Raw genomic sequence first — 22,077 nt, 5'->3', positions numbered from 1 at the left:
GGCCGGGGCACGCCGCGGCGTCGGTGACACTGGAGGCATGCCTTCCGTTGCCCTCGACGGCGACCCCGTACCGCGTACCGGGGAACTGCCCGAAGCCTCCCTCGCCGAACTCGGCGGGCAGCCGCTCGGGTTCTACGTCCACGTGCCCTTCTGCGTCACGCGCTGCGGCTACTGCGACTTCAACACCTACACCGCCGAGGAGCTCGTCTCCAGGGACGGGACCGCCACGGCCTCGCGCGCCACGTACGCCGACCAGGCCGTCGCCGAGGTCGCGCTGGCGGACCGGGTCCTGTCCGGTGCGAGGCCCCCGGTCAGCACCGTGTTCGTCGGCGGCGGCACGCCGACCCTGCTGTCGGCCGAGGACCTGGGCCGGATCGTCGCCGAGGTCCGAGACCGGTTCGGGTTCACCCCCGGGGCCGAGGTCACCACCGAGGCCAACCCCGAGACCGTCACGCCCGAGTACCTGGCCCGGCTGCGCGAGGCAGGGTTCACACGGATCTCCTTCGGCATGCAGAGCGCACGCCCGCACGTGCTGAAGGTCCTGGAGCGGGGCCACACCCCCGGACGCCCCGAACAGTGCGTGGGATGGGCCCGCGAGGCCGGGTTCGACCACGTCAACCTCGACCTGATCTACGGCACGCCGGGCGAGACGGACGACGACTGGAGGGCCTCCCTCGACGCCGCGGTCTCCGCCGGCCCCGACCACGTCTCCGCCTACTCGCTGATCGTCGAGGAGGGCACCCGCCTCGCCGCCCGGGTGCGCAGGGGCGAACTCACCGAGCCCGACGACGACACGATGGCCGACCGCTACCTGATGGCCGACGACGCCCTCGCCAGGGCCGGGTTCACGGCCTACGAGGTGTCCAACTGGGCGCGCACGCCCGAGGGGCGCAGCGCCCACAACCTCCTCTACTGGACCGGCGGCCACTGGTGGGGCGTGGGGCCCGGCGCGCACAGCCACGTCGGCGGCACCCGCTGGTGGAACGTCAAGCACCCAGCCGCCTACGCCGCCCGCCTGAACTCGGGCGACAGCCCGGGCCAGGCCCGCGAGGTGCTCACATCGGAGGAGCGGCGCTTCGAGCGGATCCTGCTCGAACTGCGTGTGGAGCAGGGGTGCCCGCTGGACCTGCTGGAGCCGCACGGGCGCGCCGCGGCCGAGCGCGCCGTCGCCGAGGGCCTGCTGGAGGCCGGCGCCCACGGCGCGGGCCGCGCCGTCCTGACCCGGCGGGGGCGCCTGCTCGCCGACGCCGTGGTGCGCGACCTCACCTGAGGGTCCGCGCGCACGCCGAGGGGGCCGGGCCCCGGCCCGGCCCCCTCGGGCGTTCCCGCGGCGCGCGCCGCGCCGTTACTTGACCCAGTCGACGTTGACCGGGTAGCGGTACCACTCGCCGCGGTTGGCCGCGGTGCCCGCCAGGATGCCGAACACCACGGCCAGCACCCACAGGACCAGGCTCAGGAGCCCGCCGATGAGGATGAACGACAGCGGGATCGAGATGACGTAGCCGATGGTCAGCAGGATCTGGAAGTTCAGCGCCTGAGCCGACTGGTGGCGGAGGAAGGGCGACTCGTCCTTCTTCACCAGATACATGATCAGCGGGACGAGGAAGCCCAGCACGATCCCGCTGAGGTGGGTCAGGAGCGCCATCGTGCGCTCCTCGGAGTTGGGCTGGCCGGTCGTCGCCGACGACTGGCCGTAGCCCCCCTGGGGCGGGTAGCCGGGGGGCGGATAGCCGCCCTGCTGGTAACCCTGGTAGCCGCCCTGCTGGTAGCCGCCGGTCTGCTCCTGGTATCCGGGCTGCCCGGGGTAGCCGTGCGGGCCCTGGTAGCCGCTCTGCTCCTGGTGTCCGGGGTAGCCGGGCGGCGGGTACCCGCCGCCCGGGTGTCCCGAGGGGTCCTGCGGCGGCGGGTATCCGGCGGGCCCGCCGGGGGGCGGGTAGCCGCCCGACCGGTGACCGGAGCCGTCGTCGCGGCCGGTCGGGTCTCCCTGGCCGTAGGGGTCCTCTGGCGGGTTGTTCGGGTACGACATGGTGTTCCTTCGGGTGGACTCGCTCGGACCGTGCTTCGGGACGGCCTCACTTCAGCAGGCGGATGCTGACCGGGTAGCGGTACCAGGTCCCCTTGTTGGCGCCGTTGGCGCCCATGACCCCGAACACGATCGACACGATCCAGACGACCGCGATGAGGAGGGATCCGATCCAGGACAGTCCTGGGAAGAAGATACCCAGACCGATGAAGACGACCCAGGCGAAGACGTACGGGATCAGCAGCGTGATCTGGAAGTTCGCCGCCTCCGAGGCGTGGTGCCGGACGAACGGCGACTGGTTGCGCTTGGCGAGGTAGACCGCGAGGGGCGGGATCCAGCCGAAGCAGGCGATCACGAAGCCCGAGAGGTGGGCGAGCATGGCCACCAGCGTGCTGTTGTCGGTCCCCTGGGCGGGCGGCTGCGGTCGGCCGTGGGCCGCCAGCGCCCCGGGGTACTGCGGCTGCTGGGGATGTCCGTAGGCCTGCGGATGCTGCGCGTGGTCGGACGGGGGTGCGTACCCCTGCGGGCCGCCGAACTGCTGGCCGTAGGGCTGCTGCGGCTGTGCCTGAGGCTGCTGCGCCTGGTGGGGATGTCCGTAGGTCTGCCGGCCCTGGTCGGGCTGTGGGACGTAGGGGGGCTGGCCGCCGGCCGGCTGTCCGTACGCGGGCTGTTCGCCGGAGGGCTGTCCGTACGGGGGCTGTGCCTGGTCGGGCTGCGGGGCGTAGGGGGACTGTCCGCCGGAGGGCTGTCCGTACCCGGGCTGGGGCTGCTGTCCGTACCCGGGGTGGGCCCCCGAGGGCAGGCCGTACGCGGGCACGCCGTAGGGCTGCTGGGGCTGGTACCCGTGGGCCTGGGGCCCGCCGCCGGGAGGCGCGAAATCGGGCTGCGCCTGGGGCCCGCCGTAGGGCTGCTGGGGCTGCTGTCCGTACGCGGGCTGTTCGCCGGAGGGCTGTCCGTACGGGGGCTGTGCCTGGTCGGGCTGCGGGGCGTAGGGGGACTGTCCGCCGGTCGGCTGTCCGTACCCGGGCTGGGGCTGCTGTCCGTACGCGGGCTGTTCGCCGGAGGGCTGTCCGTACGGGGGCTGTGCCTGGTCGGGCTGCGGGGCGTACGGGGACTGTCCGCCGGTCGGCTGTCCGTGGCCGTACTCCTGCTGTCCGCCGTCCGGCTGCCCGGGCTGCCGGTCCTGGTCGGGGTCCTCCGGGAACGGGGGGTTCGTCGGGGTCTCGCTCATGCTCTTCCTCAGCTCCGCTGATGAGTGGCGGTTCTCGTACTCTGGCTGCGTACCGACGACCGCGCAGGGCCGGAGGCGGGCGACCGGGGCGCCGGACACCGGGTGTCCGGACCGCGCCCTGGGCAGAATCCTAGGTCCTGGGGCCGTGCCGACGCGAAAACGGCCCGGTCACGGGCGGGCGCCCCTGCCTGGCGACGGGTCCCGGGGCTCGTCCGGGTGGGGCCCCGTGACGAAGTCGATGAGCTCCTCCACGCGTCCGAGCAGCGAGGGCTCCAGATCAGCGTAGGTACGGACCGATCCGAGGATCCTGCGCCACGCCTCACCGGTCTCCGACCGCCACCCGAGGGCCTCGACGACACCCTCCTTCCAGGGCCGCCCGCGCGGAACCTCGGGCCAGGCCCCGATCCCCACGGCGCCCGGCCGCACCGCCTGCCAGACGTCGACGTAGGGGTGGCCGGTGACCAGCACGTGCTCCCCGCGCACCCGCTCGGCGATCCGGCTCTCCTTGGACCCGGGGACCAGGTGGTCGACGAGGACCCCCAGGCGGCGGCCCGGGCCGGGGGAGAAGTCGGCCACGATCGAGGGCAGGTCGTCGACGCCCTCCAGGAACTCGACGGCGATCCCCTCGATGCGGAGGTCGTGGCCCCAGACCTTCTCCACGAGCTCGGCGTCGTGCGCGCCCTCCACGTAGATCCTGCTCCCGCGCGCCGTGCGCGCGGCGGCCCCGGGCACCGCCACCGAGCCGGACGCGCTCCGCAGGGGACCCCGCGGCGCGGGCGCGGGGCGCACCAGGGTCACGGGTCTCCCGTCGAGCAGGAAGGCGGCCGGGCCGAGGTCGAACACCCTGCGGCGCCCCGCACGGTCCTCCAGGGTCACGGTGGACCTGTCCCACGTCACGACCGCTCCGCAGAAGGCCTCGTCGGCGTCCTCCACGACCAGGTCCCGACTCAGGGCGACCTCGCGCACGGCCCCCTTGCGGGGCAGCCGCCAGTCTCCTGCGAGTACGTCGCGGCCGTAGCGGCCGGTTCCCTTGGTAGCCACGGTCGTGCAGTCTACTGGGGGAGGGTGTCGGTTCGTCCGCGCCGTGGCGCACGTCGCCGCGCCGGAGGGAAGATCCGGCGCCTCCGCCGGTGTTACTGCCGACGGGTACCCGTCCGGGTTTGCGGCCGGGCATAGAATTAGCACTGAGGACCCCGGAGTGCCAGGAGGTGGCGAGTTGCTGGACGAGCGCAAGCTCGCTGTCCTGCGAGCGGTCGTGGAGGACTTCGTCAACACGAACGAGCCCGTCGGCTCCAGGGCGCTGGCCGACCGGCACAGGCTCGGGGTCTCCCCCGCGACCATCCGCAACGACATGGTCGCGCTGGAGGAGGACGGGTACATCGCCCAGCCCCACACCAGCGCGGGACGCGTGCCCACGGACAAGGGATACCGGCTCTTCGTCGACCGGCTCTCCTCCGTCAAGCCCCTGTCGGCGCCGGAGCGCCGCGCCATCGAGTCCTTCCTCGCCGGAGCGGTGGACCTGGACGAGATCGTCGCGCGGACCGTGCGGCTCCTCGCCCAGCTCACCCGCCAGGTCGCGATCGTGCAGTACCCGTCGCTGACCCGTTCCTCGGTCCAGCACGTCGAGCTGGTCCCCCTGGGGGGCCAGCGGGTCATGATGGTCGTGATCACCGATACGGGCAGGGTCGAGCAGCGCGTCATCGACGGCCTCGGCGAGGTCAACGGGACCGCGGTCAACGACCTGCGCTCCATGCTCAACCGCGCCATCTCCGGTCTCCACCTCGGAGAGGTGCCCGACGCGGTGGAGGACCTGCCCGCGCAGGTCCCGCCCGAACACCGCCAGATGGCGGTGGCCGTCCTCTCCGTCCTGCTGGAGAGCCTCGTCGAACGGCACGAGGAGAAGATCGTCCTCGCGGGGACGGCCAACCTCGCCGCCGTGGACTTCGCCGCCAGCCTGCGGGACGTCCTGGAGGCGCTGGAAGAGAACATGGTCCTCATCCGTTTGCTAGGTGAGGCGAAGGACCCGTCAATGCTCACGGTGCGCATCGGCGCGGAGAACTTCCACGAGGGTCTCCGGTCCACCTCCATCGTCTCGGCCGACTACGGTGTGGGAAACCAGTCGCTCGCCAAGATCGGTGTCGTGGGGCCCACCCGGATGGACTATCCGGGAACAATGGGAGCGGTACGCGCCGTGGCTCGGTATGTCGGACAGATTTTGGCAGGACAGTAACTCAGTGGCCAGAGACTATTACCAGGTTCTCGGGGTGCGTCGCGACGCGTCCAAGGACGAGATCAAGAAGGCGTACCGGAGGCTCGCGCGCGAGCTCCATCCGGACATCAACCCCGACCCCGCGACCCAGGAGCGCTTCAAGGAGGTGACCCAGGCCTACGAGGTCCTCTCCGACGAGAACAAGCGCCGGATGTTCGACATGGGCCAGGACCCCTACGCTCCCGGCGGTGGCGGCGCGGGAGGCTTCGGCGGCGGGGGCGGGTTCGCCTTCGACGACATCATGAACGCCTTCTTCGGCGGCGGCCAGCCCGGCGGGCGCGGCCCCCGGGAGCGGGTCCGGCGCGGGCGCAGCATCAAGATCCGGGTCGAACTGGACCTGGTGGAGACCGCGTTCGGGGTCAGCAAGGAGATCACCTTCCCCACCGCGATCCTGTGTGAGACGTGCCAGGGCGAGGGGACCGCGGCCGGTTCGCACCGCACCACGTGCGAGATGTGCCACGGCCAGGGCGAGGTCTCCCAGGTGACGCGGTCCTTCCTGGGCCAGGTCATGACCTCCCGCCCCTGCCCGCAGTGCTCGGGCCAGGGCTCGGTCATCACCAACCCCTGCGGCGACTGCGCGGGGGAGGGCCGGGTGCGCGAGAAGGTCACCCGTACCGTCAAGATCCCGGCCGGCGTCGACGACGGCACCCGCATCCAGCTCGCCGGAGAGGGCGAGGTCGGCCCCAACGGCGGCCCGCGCGGCGACATCATCCTGGAGATCATCCAGCGTCCCCACCCGACCTTCGAGCGGCGCGGCGACGACCTGCACTGCACGGTGACCGTCCCCATGACGGCCGCCGCGCTGGGCGCGTCCTTCGCCTTCGACACCCTGGACGGGACCGAGAACATCGATCTGCGGCCGGGCACCAATTCCGGCCACGTCATCACCCTGTCCAACAAGGGCGTCACGCACCTGGACGGGGGAGGCAGGGGCGACCTGCGCATCCGCGTCGACGTGGAGACCCCGGCCAAGCTCGACGAGGAGCAGGAGAACCTGCTCCGCAAGTTCGCCGAGCTGCGCGGCGAGGACCAGTCCCCGGGGCGGTTCAGCCCCGGGCACGGCGGCCTCTTCGCCAAGCTCCGCGACGCCTTCGGCGCGAAGTGACACCCCCCGTCTTCCTGGTCGGGACCGCCGCCCTGGCGGCCGACCGGGTGACGGTGGGCGGCCCCGAGGGGCACCACGCCGCGGTCGTGCGGCGCATCAGGGAGGGCGAGACCGTCGACCTGTCCGACGGTCTCGGCCTGCGTGCCCGGTGCACGGTGTCCGCCGTGGGCAGGGACCACGTCGTCTGCACGGTGGTGGAGCGCCGGGAGGAACCCGCGCCGAGCCCCCGCCTGACCGTGGTCCAGGCGCTGCCCAAGGGCGACCGCGGCGAACTGGCCGTGGAGATGATGACCGAGGCCGGGGTGGACGCGATCGTGCCCTGGGCCGCGGAGCGGTCCGTCACCCGCTGGAAGGGCGACCGGGCGGCCAAGGCGCTGGCCAAGTGGCGCGCCACCGCGAGGGAGTCGGCCAAGCAGGCGCGGCGGGGGCGGCTGCCCCTGGTCGAGGACCTCGCGGACCGGTCCGCCGTGGCCGGGCTGCTGGCCGGGGCCGACCTGGGCGTGGTCCTGCACGAGGACGGGGCCGGGCGCCTGGCCGAACTGGACCTGCCCTCGGGCGACGGTCCGGGGGTCGTCGTGGTGGTCGGTCCCGAGGGCGGGTTCTCCGACGCCGAGCTGGACGCGTTCACCGAGGCGGGCGCCGTGCGGGCCCTGCTGGGACCGAGCGTGCTGCGCACCTCCACCGCGGGGGTCGCCGCCCTGGCGGTGCTCCAGGCGCGCACCGGGCGCTGGTAGCGGCCCGGGCAGGGGAACGGGAACCGTACCGGCCGGGGGTGGGCACACCGCCGACGCGACGACGGAGGCGGCCGGGGGATCCCTCCCCCGGCCGCCTCCGTCGTCGGACCCGGCACGACCGGGCCCGTGCGTCATTCCCCGGGCACGGCCCGGTTGCTGGTGGCGTCGCCGCCGGTGCCGCCGGAACCGCCGCCGGAGGTCTCCTCACCGCCGCCGGCCCCCTCGTCCCCGCTGCCGGCGCCGGGGGCCTCCCCGCCACCGCCGCCGCTGCTCTCGTCACCGCCGCCGGCCTCGCCGTCGGTCGGCTCCGCGCTCGGGTCGCACTCCTCCTCGGAGGCCGAGGCGCTGTCGTCCTTCTCCTCCGGTGAGGCGCTGGGGGAGGGCGCCGGCCCGTCCGCCGGGGGAGCGCAGGTGGACGTGGTCTCGACGCCCTCCTCGGCCGGGTCCTCGTCGTCGTCGGAGCTGGGAGTGCTCTCGGGGTCCCGCGGCGGCTCGGCCGGCTGCTGTGTGCTCCCCTCGGTGGAGTCGGAGGACGGGTCGGGGGCGGCCACGCCGCCGCCGTCCTCGTCGTGCTCGGGAGGGGCGCCGTGGCGGTCGGCCCCCGCCGGGACGAACTCCAGCACCTGGTCGCGGACCTGGGGGCTGGACACGACCACGGAGGCGGCGATCATCACGGCCCCCGCCACCGCCGCCACCGGTCGTAGCCAGGGCAGGCCGAACCAGGCGACACCGCGGTTGCGCTCGGTGCGCTCGCGGATCAGGTTCAGGGCCTCAGGAGAGGGCTGCACCGTGCTCGCCTCGGCCGTGAGGACCTGGCGGAGCCGGTCCTCGAAGGCGTCGTCGGTCGGATCTGTCGGGCCGGTCATGTCGTCTGCTCCAGAACAGAGCGGAGCGAGGAGATGCCACGGGACGTGTGGCTCTTCACCGCGCCCCGGCTGATCCCCATGGCGTCCGCGATCTGAGCCTCTGACAGGTCGCCGTAGTACCGGAGCACGATGGCCTCTCGCTGACGGGTGGGTAGTTTGCGCAGGGCACGGATGACCGCCTCCCGCTCCAACAGGTTCAGGGCGCCGTGTTCGGCGCTGGGGGCGTCGGGGAGGGCCTTGGGGGCGTGCTTCTCCACCACCGCGCGGTGGCGGAGCACGGACCGGGCCTTGTTCACCACCGCCTGGCGGAGGTAGGAGAGGGCCTTGTTCGGATCGCGCAGCCGGCGCCAGGCGCCGTGCATCGCGACGAACGAGTCCTGAACGACTTCCTCCGCGGTCGCGTGGTCGCGGACGAGAAGGGATGCGAGCCGAACGAGCGGACGGTAGTGCTCCCTGTAGAGCTCCGTCACGGCGTGGTCGGCGTCCCACTCCACCGAGAGCGGGGCCGTGGGGGCTCCGGCCACCATGGTTTCTGTCGTCACGTCAGTTCGACGCACACCCTTGTCGCGGGGTTTACGAAAGGGCATACCTCTTCTTTTCCAGGTAGACGCGCGTTTCATTCCGAACACGTGGATACAGGGTCGGGGCGGACGTTTCCGACGACCCGACGCGCACGGGTGGAAAGCCTATCGCGCCTGGGACGGAGGCCGTTGCCGAACGGGCTCCCGGACCGCGGCCGGCGGCCTTCCCGGGAGGGGCCGCCCGGCACCGACCTGCGGCATCATGGTCCCGGACAACCCCCAGACGGCGGCCGTTCCGGCGGCCGCGACCACACCACGGAGGTTCGCGATGGCCCATGAGGACTGCCTCTTCTGCAAGATCGTGAAGGGGGAGGTGCCCGCCGAGATCGTCCGGGAGGGCGAGCGGACCCTCGCCTTCCGCGACATCAACCCCCAGGCCCCCACGCACGTGCTGATCGTCCCGCGCGAGCACCACCCCGACGCCGCCGCCGCTGCCGCGGCCGACGCCGGGCTGCTGGACGAGATCTTCCGGGACGCACACGAGGTCGCCGTGGCAGAGGGCGTCGCCGACACCGGGTACCGGCTGGTGTTCAACACCGGCAGCGGGGCCGGGCAGACGGTCTTCCACCTCCACGGCCACCTCCTGGGCGGCCGCGGCCTCAACTGGCCCCCCGGCTAGGGGCCGGTCCCGGGCCCCGCCCCGCTTGCGGACCGGGCACGGGCCCCGGACGGCCCGGGACCCGTGCCCGGCCGCTGCCGGAACCGCCCCCCCGGCCCCCCGCACGGCCCCGTCCACAGGCGCCGGATAACCCATCGAGCGGGGAGGGGACGCCTTGGTAGACTCGGGGTGTGGGCTTCCGGAGCCCGGTGGGACTCCTGTGGAACACCGGCGCGGAGCCCCGCCCGGCGCCCCGCACGGCGCCGGGGACGTCCAGGAGACGCCGCGCCCGTCCAGGCGGGCGGCGCCCGAGCGAAGGGTAGGACAGCGGCCGCAAGGCCACACCATGGCCGAGACAACGCACACGCACCCGCGACGGGACACTCAGGTCAAGGTCGTGGTGCCCGACGAGCACACGATGATCAGCCTGCTGGGCTCGGGGGACGAACTCCTCAGGGCGTTGGAGCGGGCCTTCGAGAGCGACATCCACGTCCGAGGCAACGAGTTCACCATCAGCGGCACCCCCGAGGAGACCGCCGTGGTGGTCCGCCTCGTCGAGGAGCTGATCGAACTCGCCAAGAGCGGCACGCACGTCACCCCCGACACCATCGAGCGCATGGTCCACATGCTGGCGGCGCCTGGTTCGGAGCGGCCCGCGGACGTGCTCACCACCAACATCCTGTCCAACCGCGGCAAGACCATCCGGCCCAAGACGCTCAACCAGAAGCGCTACGTCGACACCATCGACCGCAGCACCGTGGTGTTCGGCATCGGCCCCGCGGGCACCGGCAAGACCTACCTGGCCATGGCCAAGGCGGTCAAGGCGCTCCAGGACAAAGAGGTCAACCGGATCATCCTCACCCGTCCCGCGGTCGAGGCCGGTGAGCGGCTGGGCTTCCTGCCGGGCACGCTCTACGACAAGATCGACCCCTACCTGCGTCCCCTCTACGACGCCCTGCACGACATGCTCGACCCCGACTCCATCCCCAAGCTGATGGCCGCCGGGACGATCGAGGTCGCGCCCCTGGCGTACATGCGGGGCCGGACCCTGAACGACTCCTTCATCATCCTGGACGAGGCGCAGAACACCTCGCCCGAGCAGATGAAGATGTTCCTGACGCGCCTGGGCTTCGGCTCCAGGATCGTGGTCACCGGTGACGTCACCCAGGTGGACCTGCCCGGCGGACAGGCCAGCGGGCTGCGGACCATCGAGACGATCCTGAGTGACATCGACGACATCGCCTTCTGCCGGCTCACCAGCGAGGACGTCGTCAGACACAAGCTCGTCGGCAAGATCGTCGACGCCTACGGGCGTTACGACGCCGTCCAGAACGACCGTCAGGGCGACCGCAGGGGGGACCGCCGCCGCGCCGGGAACGGCCGCGGCCGGGGCCCGTCCCCGCGCGACGAGCCCTCCGACACCCCGAAGGACCCGGGGACGGGGAGCACCCGCCCCGGGGAGCGGGCAGACTGAGGTAGTACGGCGTTCGCACCGGTGGGTCCGTGAGCATGCGGGCCCACCGGTTCGGGTGTCCCGGGTGAGGGCCGCAGGGCGGCGCACCCACCGGCCGGGCGCGCCGCCCGGCCGCGACGATTCCAAGTGAGGCAGCCGCAACCGATGAGTATCGACGTCGCCAACGAGTCCGGCGTCACCACAGTGGACGAGGAGCGACTCTCCCGCCTGGCCCGGCACGTGCTCGACGCCATGCGCGTCCACCCCCTGGCCGAGCTGTCCGTCGTGCTGGTGGACGAGGGGCCGATGACCGACCTGCACGTGCGGTGGATGGACGAACCGGGCCCCACCGACGTGCTCTCCTTCCCGATGGACGAGCTGCGCCCCGGCGGCCCGGGGCGCACCAGCGAGCCCGGCGTCCTCGGTGACGTGATCATCTGTCCGCAGGTGGCCGAGCGCCAGGCCGAGAAGGCCGGGCACAGCACACGGGCGGAGATCGACCTGCTGTGCACCCACGGCATCCTCCACCTGCTGGGCTACGACCACGCCGAACCGGAGGAGCACAAGGAGATGTTCGGCCTCCAGGGCGAGATCCTCGCCGCCTGGCGTGAGCGGGAGTCCGCCGGGTCCGCGAAGGACGAGAGCTCCTGATGAGACCCCTGATGTGGCCCGACGTCGCCCCCATGACCACGGGGGAGCCCGCCGAGTGGATCACCGCCTTCGTGATCGCGCTGGTGCTGACCGCGGCGGCCGGGTTCCTGGTGGCGGCGGAGGTCGCCGTCACGCGAGTCATGTCCGTGGGCCTTCCCGAGGCGACCGGCTCGGAGCGGGCCGCCAAGGCCGACGGCCGCTGGGGCAGGGTCGCCGCCGATCCGACGCGCCACCTCAACGTGCTGCTGTTCCTGCGCGTGGTGTGCGAGGTGTGCGCGGTCATCGCGGCGGTCATGGGGATGGTGTTCCTCCTCGGACTGGGCTGGCCCGCCCTGCTGCTGACCGCGGTGGCGATGGTCGTCGTGGAGTCCGTGCTGATCGCCATAGCGCCGCGCATCCTCGGCCGGCAGTTCGCCGGGCAGTTCGCCCGCGTGAGCGCGACGGTGGTCTACCCGGTCCAGGTCGTGGTGGGCCCGCTCGCCCAGCTCCTGGTGGGCGCGGGGCGGGCGATCACGCCGCGGGGCAAGGGCGACCGCGAGGGGCCGTTCAGCACCGAGGTGGAGCTGCGGCAGCTGGTCGACCTCGCGGAGCAGGGGGAGGTGATCGACGCCGAGGAGCGGCAGATGATCCACTCCGTCTTCAAACTCGACGACACCTCCGTGCGCGAGGTCATGGTGCCCCGCCCCGACATTGTGTTCACGAGCCGCGAGGCCGACGCCGACGCGGTCCTCACCCTGGCGCTGGGGAGCGGGTACTCGCGGATCCCCGTGACCGGCGAGGACGAGGACGACGTCGTCGGCATCGTCTACCTCAAGGACCTGGTGGACCAGCTCCGCGACCGCTGGGCGGCGTCCGCGGGCAGCGCCGGGGCAGAGGTGCCGCTCACCGCCGGCGACGTGATGCGCACGGCGTCCTACGTGCCCGACACCAAGCCCATCGACGAGCTGCTCCGCGAGATGCAGCAGCAGCGCAACCACGTCGCGGTGGCCATCGACGAGTACGGCGGAACGGCCGGGCTGGTCACGCTGGAGGACATCGTGGAGGAGATCGTCGGGGAGATCACCGACGAGTACGACCACGAGATCCCGCCGGTGGTCTGGCTGGACGACGACAGTGTGCGGGTGACGGCCCGCCTGCCCCTGGGCGAGCTCGACGAGCTCTTCCCCGACCAGGACCTCGACGTGCCCGACGTGGAGACCGTCGGCGGACTCGTGGCGTTCGTGCTGGGCCGGGTGCCGGTCGGCGGGGCCCGGGCCGAATACGCTGGACTGAGGCTCACCCTGGAGGGCAAGAGCAGCCGCCGCAACCGGATGACCACGGTCCTGGTGGAGCGACTGCCCGACGAGGGGGCCGGGGCGCCGGACGGCCGGGGCCGCAACGAGGACGTAAGGAGCACGGACCAGTGACGGAGACGACGGGGCTCGGCCCCGAGGACGGCAAGCTCATCACCCTCGCGCGGGCCTCCCGGGCCCGCAACGCGGCGGCGGAGGGCGCTGCGGTGCGCGACGAGACGGGACGCACGTACGTGGCCACGACGGTGTCGCTGCCCTCCCTCCGGCTGACGGCGCTCCAGGCGGCCGTGGCCGCGGCCGCCTCCAGCGAGGCCTCCGCCCTGGAGGCGGCGGTGGTCGTCACCGAGGCCAAGGAACTGACCGAGGACGACCGCGCGGTGGCGGACGACCTGAAGACCCAGGTGGTGGTGATCGCCGCCCCTGACGGGGTGCCCGCGAGCATCACCCGGCGCTGAGAAGGACCCATGAACGACCTCGACCTCGAGAAGCTGCGCGTCCCGCTGCCGGCCCCCTCCCACCCGGAGGGTTTCCGCAGCGGCTTCGCCTGCTTCGTGGGCCGCCCGAACGTGGGCAAGTCCACGCTGATGAACGCGCTGGTCGGACAGAAGGTGGCGATCACCAGCAACCGGCCGCAGACCACGCGGCGCACGGTGCGCGGTATCGTCCACCGGCCCGGTTCCCAGCTGATCATCGTGGACACCCCGGGCCTGCACAAGCCCCGCACCCTGCTGGGCGAGAGGCTGGACTCGCTGGTGCGGTCCACCCTGGTCGAGGTGGACGTGATCGCCTTCTGCCTGCCCGCGAACGAGCCGATCGGCCGGGGTGACACCTACATCGCCAAGGAGCTGGCGGAACAGCGCAACACCCCGGTGGTCGCCCTGGTCACCAAGACCGACCTGGTCGACAAGGAGGCCGTGGGCAAGCACCTGATGGCGGTGGACGAGCTGGGCGACTGGGCCGACATCGTCCCGGTGTCCGCGCAGGGCGCGTTCCAGCTCGACACCGTCACCGACGTGCTGTCCTCGCACCTGCCGGAGGGGCCGCCGCTGTACCCGGACGGCGACCTGACCGACGAGCCGGACGAGATGCTCGTGGCGGAGCTGGTCCGCGAGGCCGCCCTGGAGGGCGTGCGCGACGAGCTGCCGCACTCCATCGCCGTGGTCGTGGACGAGATGTTCCAGCGGGAGAACACCCGTCCGGGCAAGGAGCTCGTGGACATCTACGCGTCGCTGTACGTGGAGCGCCCCAGCCAGAAGGCCATCGTCATCGGCTCGAAGGGCTCGCGCCTGCGGGACGTGGGCTCACGGGCCCGCAAGCAGATCGAGGGCCTGCTGGGCCAGCGGGTGTTCCTCGACCTGCGCGTGCGCGTGGCCAAGGACTGGCAGCGCGACCCCAAGCAGCTGCGCAAGCTGGGCTTCGACCAGCAGACGTAGCGACCCGTGCGGAAGGGGCGGACCGGCCGGTCCGCCCCTTCCGCCGTTTCCGGGCCGGTTCAGGCCTGGTTGTTGAGGTCCGTGGCGAGCATGGTCGCGCAGCGCTGCACGATGGGCGCGGCGCGCTCCACGAACTCCCAGCTGACGCGGGCCTCCGGCCCGGAGACGGACACGGCCATGCCCGAGGGGGCGCCCGTGACCGGGACCGCCACGCAGCGCACCCCGATCTCCTGTTCGCCGTCGTCGATGGCGAACCCCTGGTCGCGGACCCTGTGCAGCTCGGTGACGAACCGCCCGGGCTCGGTGATGGTGCGGTCGGTGGCCGCGGGCATCCCGGTGCGGCGCACCGTGGCCAGGGCCTCCTCGTCGCTCAGCTGGGAGAGCAGGGCCTTGCCCACCCCGGCGGAGTGCGGCAGCACGCGGCGGCCGACCTCCGTGAACATGCGCATGGCGTGCGGTGAGGGGACCTGCGCCACGTAGATGACCTTGTCGCCGTCCAGCATGGCCAGGTTCGCGGTCTCCCCGAGGTCCTCCACCAGCTGCGCCAGGTGCGGCCTGGCCCAGGTCCCGAGCATCTGGGAGGCCTTGTCGCCCAGGCCGATGAGCCGGGGGCCGAGCGCGTAGCGGCGGGAGGGGAGCTGGCGCACGTACCCGTTGCCCACCAGGGTGCGGATGATGCGGTGGATGGTCGGGAGCGGGAGGCCGGAGGACTCGGCCAGCTGGCTCAGCGAGGTCTCGCCGCCCGCCTCCGCCATGATCTCCAGCAGGGAGAAGGCGCGGTCGAGCGACTGCACACCACCGGAGCGTTCGCGTTTGCCCGCTTCGTCGGTGACTGGAGAGGTCTGTGGGACTGACAACGGACGCGCTCCCATGGGCTGTGGCGTGGGTTGAGGCTCTTGCTTCTGCGATACGAAAAAGGGTTCTCGGTATCAGTGTCTTCTATAGCACGGGCGAAACCGGCTGTCCGGGGGTTCTGGGGCCGCTGTGGTCCGGGCGTCCCGGACTTCCTCATGGTCTCTCTTGTTCTTCCGGATTGCAAAAGTTAGCATCCACGATAGGAAAAACATCGCTTCGGAGAGGACACACACGTGGAAGAGGACCGGTCCGAAAGCCGCCGCCCGGCGCCCGATCTCGCCCTGGACGTGCTCACCGCAGGGCTGAACGCGCGCCTCGCCGACGCGGACGCCCGGCTCGCCCTCGCCTACCCCGGCTCCTCCGGGACCCGGCAGCCGGTGCACACCGTGTACGTCCCCGCGGACCGGGTGCGGCCCGGCCTCGCGGCCGAGTGGGGGAGGGACGCCGCGGCCTCGCTGGCCGAGTACGCGCCGACGGCCGCGGACCTGGCCGAGGCGACGGGGACCGACGGGGCCGCGGTGGCCGAGATCCTCCCCCGGTTGCGGGACAAGCTCGCCACCGAGCCGGTCGAGGACCTGCGCGCCGACCTGGAGGACGGCTACGGGGACCGGGGCGACGAGGCCGAGGACGCCGACGTGGTGTCCGCGGCCCGTGCCCTCTCGGCCGACCTCGCCGCGGGGCAGGCCCCGCCCCACTTCGGCGTCCGCATGAAGGGGATGGAGGCCGCCGGGCGGGCCCGCGGCGCCCGCAGCCTCGCCCTGTTCCTGGTCACGCTCATGGAGGAGAACGGGGGGCTTCCCGCCAACCTGGTCCTCACCCTGCCCAAGATCACCTCGGTGGAGCAGGTCGAGGCGATGGTGTGGCTCACCGATCAGCTGGAGGAGCGCCTCGGCCTGGAGGCCGGGAGGCTGCGCTTCGAGCTTCAGATCGAGACCCCCCAGTCGATCCTGCTCCCCGACGGGACCGCCGCGGTCGCCCGCATGATCCACGCCGGGCAGGGCCGGGTCAGCGCCCTCCACTACGGGACCTACGACTACAGCGCCGCGTGCGGGGTCACCGCCGCGTACCAGAGCATGGCCCACCCGGTCGCCGACCACGCCAAGGCCGTCATGCAGGTGGCCGCGGCCGGCACGGGCGTGTGGCTGTCGGACGGGTCCACCAACGTGCTGCCCGTCGGCTCCCCGGAGGAGGTGCGCTCCGCGTGGAGACTGCACGCCTCCCTGGTCCGCCGGTCCCTGGAACGCGGGTTCTACCAGGGGTGGGACCTGCACCCGCACCAGCTCGTCACCCGCTACCTGGCCACCTACGCCTTCTACCGGGAGGCCTTCGCCCCCGCCGCCGCCCGCCTGCGCGCCTACCTCGGCGCCGTCGCGGGAGGGGTGCTGGACGAGCCGGCCACCGCGCAGGCCCTCGCCGCGGCCCTGGTCAGCGGAATGCGCTGCGGGGCCCTGGACGAGACCGAGGTCGCCGAGGCGTCCGGAGCCGACACCGCGACCCTGGTCGGCCTGGCCACACGACGCGTCGGACAGGAGTAGGGGCACATGACGCGACACGATCTCGCCGTACGCGCCCGCAGAGCCGTCACCCCCGAGGGGGAGCGGTCCGTCACCGTCGGGGTGCGCGACGGCCGCGTGGTGGATGTCCTCCACGACGACCGGGCGCCGCTGATCGCCCGCAGGGAGATCACCCTCGCCGAGGACGAGGTGCTGCTGCCCGGGCTGGTCGACACCCACGTGCACGTCAACGAACCGGGGCGCACCGAGTGGGAGGGGTTCGCCTCGGCCACCGGGGCCGCCGCCCTGGGCGGTGTCACGACCCTGCTCGACATGCCGCTGAACAGCGTGCCCCCCACCACCACCGTCGCCGGTCTGGACGCCAAGCGGGCCGCGGCCGAGGGCAAGCTCGCCGTGGACGTGGGCTTCTGGGGCGGCGCCGTTCCCGAGAACAGCCGCCCCGGGGCCACGAAGGAGCTGGCCGCGCTCTGGGAGAGGGGGGTCTTCGGCTTCAAGGCCTTCCTGTCCCCGTCCGGCGTGGACGAGTTCGGCCACCTCTCCCCGGAGGAGCTGCTGACGGCCGCGGAGGCCGTCGGGGAGTTCGGCGGCAGGATCATCGTGCACGCCGAGGACCCGGCCGTGCTGGAGACCGCGCCGCCGGCCTCCGGGCGCGACTACGCGGACTTCCTGGCGTCGCGCCCCGACACCGCCGAGCACGCGGCGATCGCCAGGGTGATCGAGGTGGCGCGGCGCACGGGCACCAGGGCGCACGTCCTGCACCTGTCCAGCGCCTCGGCGCTCCCGCTGATCGCGCAGGCCCGGGCGGACGGCGTGCCGCTCACGGTGGAGACCTGTCCGCACTACCTCACCCTGGAGGCCGAGGCGGTGCCCGCCGGGGCCACCCAGTTCAAGTGCTGCCCGCCCATCCGGGACTCCGCCAACAGGGACCTCCTGTGGAGGGCGCTCCAGGACGGGCTGGTCGACTGCGTGGTCAGCGACCACTCGCCGAGCACCCCCGACCTGAAGGACCTGGACACCGGCGACTTCGGGACCGCCTGGGGCGGGGTCTCGGGGCTCCAGGTGGGCTTCGCCGCCGTCTGGACGGAGGCGCGGCGCCGCGGCGTGGACCTGGTGGACGTGGTGCGCTGGATGTCCTCGGCGCCCGCTCGTGTCGCCGGGGTGCGCGACAAGGGCGCGATCGAGGTGGGCCACGACGCCGACTTCGCGGTCGTCGCCCCCGAGGAGCCCTTCCGGGTGGACGTGCGCGAGCTCCGGCACCGCAACCCGGTGAGCCCCTACGACGGCGCCGACCTCGTGGGACGCGTGCGGCGCACCGTCCTGCGCGGCGAGGACGTCGGCCCGTCCGGCGCGGCCGGGCGGATGCTGCTCCGGGACTGAGCAGGTCCCGGGTCCGGCGGTCCGCGGCGGCCGCCCCCGCCCCCTCCCCGTTCCGGGGGCGGGGCGGGGGGCGGCCCCGCTGTCCCGGGAAGGGCCCGGTCCCATGTCGCCGCCCCGGGCCCGCCGGGCACACCGAGGGGCGGGCACGCGGTGGTGTGCCCGCCCCTCGGCGCTGAAACCCTCCCGGCGGTCAGCCCAGGAGGGAGTCCCAGCGGCTGCCGAGGTCGGCGGCGCCGGCCTCGGTCAGCGAGCCGTAGACGTTGAGGCGGGCGATGCCGCCGTCGGGGAACACGTCGGTGCGCACGTGGGTGACCGTGACGGGGGAGTCCAGGACGAAGCGGTGGGCGCTGTCGGGCTGGAGCCGGGTCCGGCCCACGATCTCGAACCAGGCGTCGGGGGCGTCCGATCCGGCGTCCCGCCCCATGACCGTCACCCAGCCCGCGGAGTTGCCCTTGAGGTAGGCGGTGTCGATCTCCAGGGCGCGGACCGTGGCCTGGGCGGTGAGGCGGAAGCGCACCCAGTCGTGCCCGGTGTCACGGCGGCGGCGGTTCTCCCAGCCGTCGTCCATCTTCTGCGAGCGCCCGGGGAGGACGATGTTGTTGGGCGAGGAGTAGAAGCGGTCCGAGGCGTCCTCGACCGTGCCGCCGTTGACCAGGGCCGCCAGGTCGAAGCCGCCCAGGGAGGCGAGCCAGGCGGGGTCGGCGACCGGATCGCCGTACACGCGCAGGCGGGCGACCCCGCCGTCGGGGAACTGCTTGAGGCGCAGGTGGGTCCATCTGCGCTCCAGGGTCACCGCGAAGTCGTTGGCGGCGTGCCCGTGGACGGGTACGCGGGGCACGATCTCGGTCCACTCGGCGGCCAGGAGCTCGTCCGTGGTGGGGGTGCCGGTCAGGTGGGCGGCCTCGACGGAGACCTCGGTCGGGTGGTTGCCGCGGAAGTGCGCGGTGTCGACCACCAGTCCCCGGACGATCCCGGGGAGGCCGAGGCGGACCAGCGCCCAGTCGTGGTCGTCGGCGGCGGGGTGGGGCTGCTCGGCGCTCGCCCCGCGGCGGCGCCTGGTCTCCCAGCCGTCCATGACCTTGCCCTTGTGCCCGAACGCGTGCGGGTCGAACTGCGCCCGGTCGGGCTTGAGGAGGTTCTCGCGCTGGGCGAAGAACTCGTCGTTGGCGGCGACCACGCCGCCCCCCAGCCGGCGGTCGGCGAGGTCGACGAGGCCGGAGAAGTCGTGTTCGCCGTCCCGGTAGTCGGCGTAGGGGTCGCCGCCCGCGTAGGGCTGGGCGTTGTAGTCGCGCGGGTCGAAGGGGCGGCCCTGGCTCATGTCTCTCCCGGGTTGCGAGGTCGTCGGACGCTTCCCAGCGTCCCAGGGAGGACCGGTAACTTCCAGCGAAAGTTTATGACCCCTCTGTTCAGTTGTACTGAACGATTGGTCCGCCGAGCGCTGCGGCGGCGCTCGCCAGGGCGCGCAGCACCACGGCGATCCGCGGATGCTCCCCGGCCCCCGACCGCACCGCGGTCACCACGTGTCGGCGCGGCTGGTCGGAGTGCGGGACCCGCAGGCTGACCCCGGGGGCGTCGCCCGCCGCGGCGAGGCGGGGGATCAGCGCGACGCCCAGCCCCGCGGCGACCATGTCGAGGATGGCCCGCCAGTCGGAGGCGACGTGCGCCTGCTCCGGGACGAACCCCGCCTGGGCGCAGGCGGAGACGGTGATGTCCCGCCAGGGCCCGGACGCCCCGTAGATCCAGGGCTCCCCGGAGAGGTCTCCCAGGCGCAGGGCGCGGCCGGAGGCGAGGCGGTGATGCGCCGGCAGGGCCACGTCCAGGGGGTCGGTGAGGAGCTCCCTCCGGTCGTAGCGGCCGTCGTGGGCGGTCGGAGCCTGCGCGGCCAGGGACAGGCCGACGTCGATCTCGCCCGCCGAGAGGAGGTCGTAGACCTCGGCGGCGTCGGCCTGGTGCACCTTCGTGGTGAGGTCGGGGTACTCGCGGCGCAGGGCGTGGAGCGCCGGGACCACGAGGCTGGGGATGGCGGTCGCGAACGCGCCGACGCGGACGTGCCCGATCTCGCCGCGGACGAAGCCGTCCAGCTCGGCCTCGGCCCGTTCCAGCTGGGCCATCACGATGTCGGTGTGCCGGAGCAGCACGTGGGCCGCGTCGGTGAGGCGGACCCGTCTCCCGTGCGCCTCCAGCAGAGCCACCCCCACCTGGTGCGAGAGGGACGAGAGCTGCTGGGAGACGGCGGACGGCGTCATGCGCAGCGCCTCCGCGGTCGCCCGGACGGTTCCGAACTCCTCCAGGGCGCGGAGGACGCGGAGTTTGCGGAGGTCCCAGTCGGTCACCCCCCAGGCATACCATTCAGTGCTCCTGAACGGAACACGCGGTTCCGTGCGCCCGGTGGGCCGGGGCGCGGCCCCGTGGTGACGCCGGCGTCCCGGTTCCCGCCGGGGCGGGGCGCCCGCCGCCCCCGCCGGAGGGCGGGGGCGGTCCGGGAGGCGGGCGCTACGCTCCCGCCGGGGCCTCGGGTTCGCCGTCGCGGTAGACCGCTCCGGCCTGGTCGGTGTACTTGGCCTCGCCGGGGCCGGCGCTGCCGATCTCCTCCTGGTCGATCCGGGCCGGGGCCTGCGCCCCCGAGCCGCGGCCGAGCACGTTGAAGCAGATGTTCAGCAGGATGGCGGCGACCGCCGCGCCGATGATCCCCGAGTGGGCGACCAGCTCCACGGACTCGGGGAGGAACGCGTAGAAGGTCGGGTAGGCCAGGGGGATGATCGCCACGCCGACGGAGGTGGCCACCAGGACCAGGTTGAGGTTGTTGGTGAAGTCCACCTTGGCCAGGGTCTTGACGCCGCTGGCGGCCACGCTGCCGAAGAGCACGAGCCCGGCGCCGCCCAGGACGGGGGCGGGGATCGCGGCCATGACGCCGCCGAGCACGGGGAACAGGCCGAGCGCGACGAGGATGAGCGCGCCGGTGGCGACCACGTACCGGCTCCGCACCTTGGTCAGGGCCAGCAGGCCGATGTTCTGCGCGAACGAGCTGGTGGGGGTCGCGCTGAAGATCGGGCCGATGAGGGAGCCGCTGACGTCGGCCCGCAGGCCCGCGGAGATGCGCTTGGCGTCCACCTCGGAGCCGGTGATCTCGCCGACCGCGATGATGTGGGAGGCGCCCTCGGTGAGCACCACGAGCATGATGACGCACATGGTGACGATCGCGGCGACCTCGAACCGGGGGGCGCCGAAGTAGAACACCGAGGTGGGGTCGAAGACGATGTCGGCCTCGCCGACGCGGCTGAAGTCGGCCATCCCGAGGGGCAGGGAGACGAGGGTGCCGACGACCAGGCCGATGAGGATGGACAGCCGCCCCCAGATGCCGGGCAGTACCCGGGAGCCGACCAGGATGACCGCCAGCGTGAACCCGGCCAGGGCCAGGTGGGACAGCGGCGCCGCGGGGGCCGCGGTGCCGTCCTCCGTGGTCCGGACGGCGCCGTCGACGATCCAGCCGGCGGCCACCGGCATCAGGCTGACGCCGATGACGGTGATGATGGTGCCGGTCACGATCGGGGGGAAGAAGCGGATCAGCTGCCCGAAGAACGGCGTCAGGACCAGGGCGAAGACCCCGGCCGCGAGGGAGGCGCCGAAGGCGACGGGCAGGTTCTCCCCGTCCTGTCCGGCGGCCAGGGCGGTGACGGCGCTGACGGGGACGAAGGAGCTGGCCACCACGATCGGCATCTGGGCGCCGAAGCGGCGGTGGCCCACGGACTGGAGGAGGGTGGCGATGCCCGCCACCAGGAGTGCGCCGCTGACGAGGATCCCCATGGAGGCGGGGTCGTTCGCGAGCCCAGCGGCGCTGCCGATGACCAGGGCCGGGGCCACCGCGCCGGCGTACATGGTCAGGATGTGCTGGAGCCCGTAGACGAACAGCAGCCGTGCGGGCAGCTTCTCGTCCTCGGGGCGGGTGGGGGGTGTGGCGTTCGTTCTGGCCGAGTCCTTCGCGGACGGACTGTTCGACATGGCCGGTTCCAGCCTTTGCGCTTGGCGGCCGCCTCAGAGGGGGCCTGGTTCTCGGGCGCGTGGCCCGGTGGTGTCGCACCGGTCGGGCGACCCGCC

General features: G+C 73.0%; 21 protein-coding genes. 12 read left to right on the top strand and 9 right to left on the bottom strand.

What is annotated here, in order from left to right:
* Positions 1 to 37 precede the first annotated feature (37 nt).
* Complete coding sequence (gene hemW / locus ACIRPH_RS04105; protein ID WP_402908914.1) at positions 38 to 1,270, top strand: radical SAM family heme chaperone HemW; 1,233 nt, start codon at positions 38 to 40, stop codon at positions 1,268 to 1,270.
* Between the two features lie 75 nt (positions 1,271 to 1,345).
* Here the strand turns inward: hemW and ACIRPH_RS04100 are convergent, their stop codons facing one another.
* From ACIRPH_RS04100 to ACIRPH_RS04090, 3 genes are all read right to left on the bottom strand, one after another.
* Positions 1,346 to 2,026 carry a DUF4870 domain-containing protein gene (locus tag ACIRPH_RS04100; protein WP_402908912.1) on the bottom strand — a complete coding sequence of 227 codons (681 nt, stop codon included), beginning with the start codon at positions 2,024 to 2,026 and terminating at the stop codon, positions 1,346 to 1,348.
* A gap of 46 nt (positions 2,027 to 2,072) precedes the next feature.
* A complete protein-coding gene (locus ACIRPH_RS04095) occupies positions 2,073 to 3,254 on the bottom strand; it encodes a DUF4870 domain-containing protein (RefSeq protein ID WP_402908910.1) in 1,182 nt (393 codons plus the stop codon).
* Positions 3,255 to 3,422: 168 nt separating this feature from the next.
* Positions 3,423 to 4,295, bottom strand: coding sequence for a DUF3097 domain-containing protein (locus ACIRPH_RS04090; protein ID WP_402908908.1), 873 nt, complete (start codon positions 4,293 to 4,295; stop codon positions 3,423 to 3,425).
* 175 nt (positions 4,296 to 4,470) lie between these two features.
* On the opposite strand from ACIRPH_RS04090, the gene hrcA reads away from it, so the two are divergent.
* Genes hrcA through ACIRPH_RS04075 form a run of 3 tightly spaced genes read left to right on the top strand, consistent with a single transcriptional unit; the run spans position 4,471 to position 7,362 of the window.
* Positions 4,471 to 5,484 carry a heat-inducible transcriptional repressor HrcA gene (gene hrcA, locus ACIRPH_RS04085; protein WP_267950474.1) on the top strand — a complete coding sequence of 338 codons (1,014 nt, stop codon included), beginning with the start codon at positions 4,471 to 4,473 and terminating at the stop codon, positions 5,482 to 5,484.
* 4 nt (positions 5,485 to 5,488) lie between these two features.
* The gene (gene dnaJ / locus ACIRPH_RS04080; protein WP_402908906.1) at positions 5,489 to 6,628 is read left to right on the top strand and encodes a molecular chaperone DnaJ; all 1,140 of its coding nucleotides are present in this window, start codon (positions 5,489 to 5,491) and stop codon (positions 6,626 to 6,628) included.
* On the top strand, positions 6,625 to 7,362 hold the full coding sequence (locus ACIRPH_RS04075) for a 16S rRNA (uracil(1498)-N(3))-methyltransferase (RefSeq protein WP_402908904.1): 738 nt from the start codon (positions 6,625 to 6,627) through the stop codon (positions 7,360 to 7,362). Before dnaJ ends, ACIRPH_RS04075 begins: the two co-directional genes overlap by 4 nt.
* Before the next feature lie 131 nt (positions 7,363 to 7,493).
* Here the strand turns inward: ACIRPH_RS04075 and ACIRPH_RS04070 are convergent, their stop codons facing one another.
* Both ACIRPH_RS04070 and ACIRPH_RS04065 read right to left on the bottom strand, forming a co-directional pair.
* Positions 7,494 to 8,228 carry a hypothetical protein gene (locus ACIRPH_RS04070; RefSeq protein ID WP_402908902.1) on the bottom strand — a complete coding sequence of 245 codons (735 nt, stop codon included), beginning with the start codon at positions 8,226 to 8,228 and terminating at the stop codon, positions 7,494 to 7,496.
* The gene (locus tag ACIRPH_RS04065) at positions 8,225 to 8,755 is read right to left on the bottom strand and encodes a SigE family RNA polymerase sigma factor (RefSeq protein ID WP_267950473.1); all 531 of its coding nucleotides are present in this window, start codon (positions 8,753 to 8,755) and stop codon (positions 8,225 to 8,227) included. The genes ACIRPH_RS04070 and ACIRPH_RS04065 overlap by 4 nt, the downstream gene beginning before the upstream one ends.
* A gap of 322 nt (positions 8,756 to 9,077) precedes the next feature.
* On the opposite strand from ACIRPH_RS04065, the gene ACIRPH_RS04060 reads away from it, so the two are divergent.
* The 6 genes from ACIRPH_RS04060 to era all read left to right on the top strand — a co-directional run bounded on the left by ACIRPH_RS04060 (position 9,078) and on the right by era (position 14,236).
* The gene (locus tag ACIRPH_RS04060; protein WP_402908901.1) at positions 9,078 to 9,428 is read left to right on the top strand and encodes a histidine triad nucleotide-binding protein; all 351 of its coding nucleotides are present in this window, start codon (positions 9,078 to 9,080) and stop codon (positions 9,426 to 9,428) included.
* 325 nt (positions 9,429 to 9,753) lie between these two features.
* The gene (locus ACIRPH_RS04055) at positions 9,754 to 10,881 is read left to right on the top strand and encodes a PhoH family protein (RefSeq protein ID WP_402908899.1); all 1,128 of its coding nucleotides are present in this window, start codon (positions 9,754 to 9,756) and stop codon (positions 10,879 to 10,881) included.
* Between the two features lie 144 nt (positions 10,882 to 11,025).
* A complete protein-coding gene (ybeY, locus tag ACIRPH_RS04050; RefSeq protein WP_402908897.1) occupies positions 11,026 to 11,511 on the top strand; it encodes an rRNA maturation RNase YbeY in 486 nt (161 codons plus the stop codon).
* Positions 11,511 to 12,917: a hemolysin family protein gene (locus ACIRPH_RS04045; RefSeq protein ID WP_402908896.1), complete on the top strand. Its 1,407-nt coding sequence runs from the start codon at positions 11,511 to 11,513 to the stop codon at positions 12,915 to 12,917. Before ybeY ends, ACIRPH_RS04045 begins: the two co-directional genes overlap by 1 nt.
* A complete protein-coding gene (locus ACIRPH_RS04040; RefSeq protein ID WP_267945979.1) occupies positions 12,914 to 13,258 on the top strand; it encodes a cytidine deaminase in 345 nt (114 codons plus the stop codon). Before ACIRPH_RS04045 ends, ACIRPH_RS04040 begins: the two co-directional genes overlap by 4 nt.
* Positions 13,259 to 13,267: 9 nt before the next feature.
* Entirely contained in the window at positions 13,268 to 14,236 is a 969-nt protein-coding gene (gene era / locus ACIRPH_RS04035; RefSeq protein WP_267945978.1) for a GTPase Era, read from the top strand.
* 59 nt (positions 14,237 to 14,295) lie between these two features.
* Here era and ACIRPH_RS04030 read toward each other — a convergent pair whose 3' ends face one another.
* Entirely contained in the window at positions 14,296 to 15,030 is a 735-nt protein-coding gene (locus ACIRPH_RS04030) for an IclR family transcriptional regulator (protein ID WP_402909528.1), read from the bottom strand.
* A 294-nt stretch (positions 15,031 to 15,324) separates the two neighbouring features.
* Here ACIRPH_RS04030 and ACIRPH_RS04025 point away from each other — a divergent pair, with 294 nt between their 5' ends.
* Both ACIRPH_RS04025 and allB read left to right on the top strand, forming a co-directional pair.
* Positions 15,325 to 16,626, top strand: a complete 1,302-nt coding sequence (locus ACIRPH_RS04025; protein WP_402908893.1) for a DUF6986 family protein — start codon at positions 15,325 to 15,327, stop codon at positions 16,624 to 16,626.
* Between the two features lie 6 nt (positions 16,627 to 16,632).
* Positions 16,633 to 17,982, top strand: coding sequence for an allantoinase AllB (allB, locus tag ACIRPH_RS04020; RefSeq protein ID WP_402908892.1), 1,350 nt, complete (start codon positions 16,633 to 16,635; stop codon positions 17,980 to 17,982).
* Between the two features lie 190 nt (positions 17,983 to 18,172).
* Here the strand turns inward: allB and alc are convergent, their stop codons facing one another.
* The 3 genes from alc to ACIRPH_RS04005 all read right to left on the bottom strand — a co-directional run bounded on the left by alc (position 18,173) and on the right by ACIRPH_RS04005 (position 21,981).
* Complete coding sequence (alc, locus tag ACIRPH_RS04015; protein ID WP_402908890.1) at positions 18,173 to 19,300, bottom strand: allantoicase; 1,128 nt, start codon at positions 19,298 to 19,300, stop codon at positions 18,173 to 18,175.
* A gap of 88 nt (positions 19,301 to 19,388) precedes the next feature.
* Positions 19,389 to 20,315, bottom strand: coding sequence for a LysR family transcriptional regulator (locus tag ACIRPH_RS04010; RefSeq protein ID WP_402908888.1), 927 nt, complete (start codon positions 20,313 to 20,315; stop codon positions 19,389 to 19,391).
* A gap of 160 nt (positions 20,316 to 20,475) precedes the next feature.
* Positions 20,476 to 21,981 carry a nucleobase:cation symporter-2 family protein gene (locus ACIRPH_RS04005; protein WP_402908886.1) on the bottom strand — a complete coding sequence of 502 codons (1,506 nt, stop codon included), beginning with the start codon at positions 21,979 to 21,981 and terminating at the stop codon, positions 20,476 to 20,478.
* Positions 21,982 to 22,077: the final 96 nt, after the last annotated feature.

The organism is Nocardiopsis sp. NPDC101807, from assembly GCF_044766605.1.
Taxonomy (GTDB): Bacteria; Actinomycetota; Actinomycetes; order Streptosporangiales; family Streptosporangiaceae; genus Nocardiopsis; species Nocardiopsis tropica.
Note: the sequence above shows the minus strand (reverse complement) of the source record. Positions and strands in the feature narration are given on the sequence as shown.

What these genes read in the sequence shown, in the direction of transcription:
- hemW (WP_402908914.1), top strand. Translation starts at nt 38, where the DNA reads ATGCCTTCCGTTGCCCTCGACGGCGACCCCGTACCGCGTACCGGGGAA.
- ACIRPH_RS04100 (WP_402908912.1), bottom strand. Translation starts at nt 2,026, where the DNA reads ATGTCGTACCCGAACAACCCGCCAGAGGACCCCTACGGCCAGGGAGAC.
- ACIRPH_RS04095 (WP_402908910.1), bottom strand. Translation starts at nt 3,254, where the DNA reads ATGAGCGAGACCCCGACGAACCCCCCGTTCCCGGAGGACCCCGACCAG.
- ACIRPH_RS04070 (WP_402908902.1), bottom strand. Translation starts at nt 8,228, where the DNA reads ATGACCGGCCCGACAGATCCGACCGACGACGCCTTCGAGGACCGGCTC.
- ACIRPH_RS04065 (WP_267950473.1), bottom strand. Translation starts at nt 8,755, where the DNA reads ATGGTGGCCGGAGCCCCCACGGCCCCGCTCTCGGTGGAGTGGGACGCC.
- ACIRPH_RS04060 (WP_402908901.1), top strand. Translation starts at nt 9,078, where the DNA reads ATGGCCCATGAGGACTGCCTCTTCTGCAAGATCGTGAAGGGGGAGGTG.
- ACIRPH_RS04055 (WP_402908899.1), top strand. Translation starts at nt 9,754, where the DNA reads ATGGCCGAGACAACGCACACGCACCCGCGACGGGACACTCAGGTCAAG.
- ybeY (WP_402908897.1), top strand. Translation starts at nt 11,026, where the DNA reads ATGAGTATCGACGTCGCCAACGAGTCCGGCGTCACCACAGTGGACGAG.
- ACIRPH_RS04045 (WP_402908896.1), top strand. Translation starts at nt 11,511, where the DNA reads ATGAGACCCCTGATGTGGCCCGACGTCGCCCCCATGACCACGGGGGAG.
- era (WP_267945978.1), top strand. Translation starts at nt 13,268, where the DNA reads ATGAACGACCTCGACCTCGAGAAGCTGCGCGTCCCGCTGCCGGCCCCC.
- allB (WP_402908892.1), top strand. Translation starts at nt 16,633, where the DNA reads ATGACGCGACACGATCTCGCCGTACGCGCCCGCAGAGCCGTCACCCCC.
- alc (WP_402908890.1), bottom strand. Translation starts at nt 19,300, where the DNA reads ATGAGCCAGGGCCGCCCCTTCGACCCGCGCGACTACAACGCCCAGCCC.
- ACIRPH_RS04005 (WP_402908886.1), bottom strand. Translation starts at nt 21,981, where the DNA reads ATGTCGAACAGTCCGTCCGCGAAGGACTCGGCCAGAACGAACGCCACA.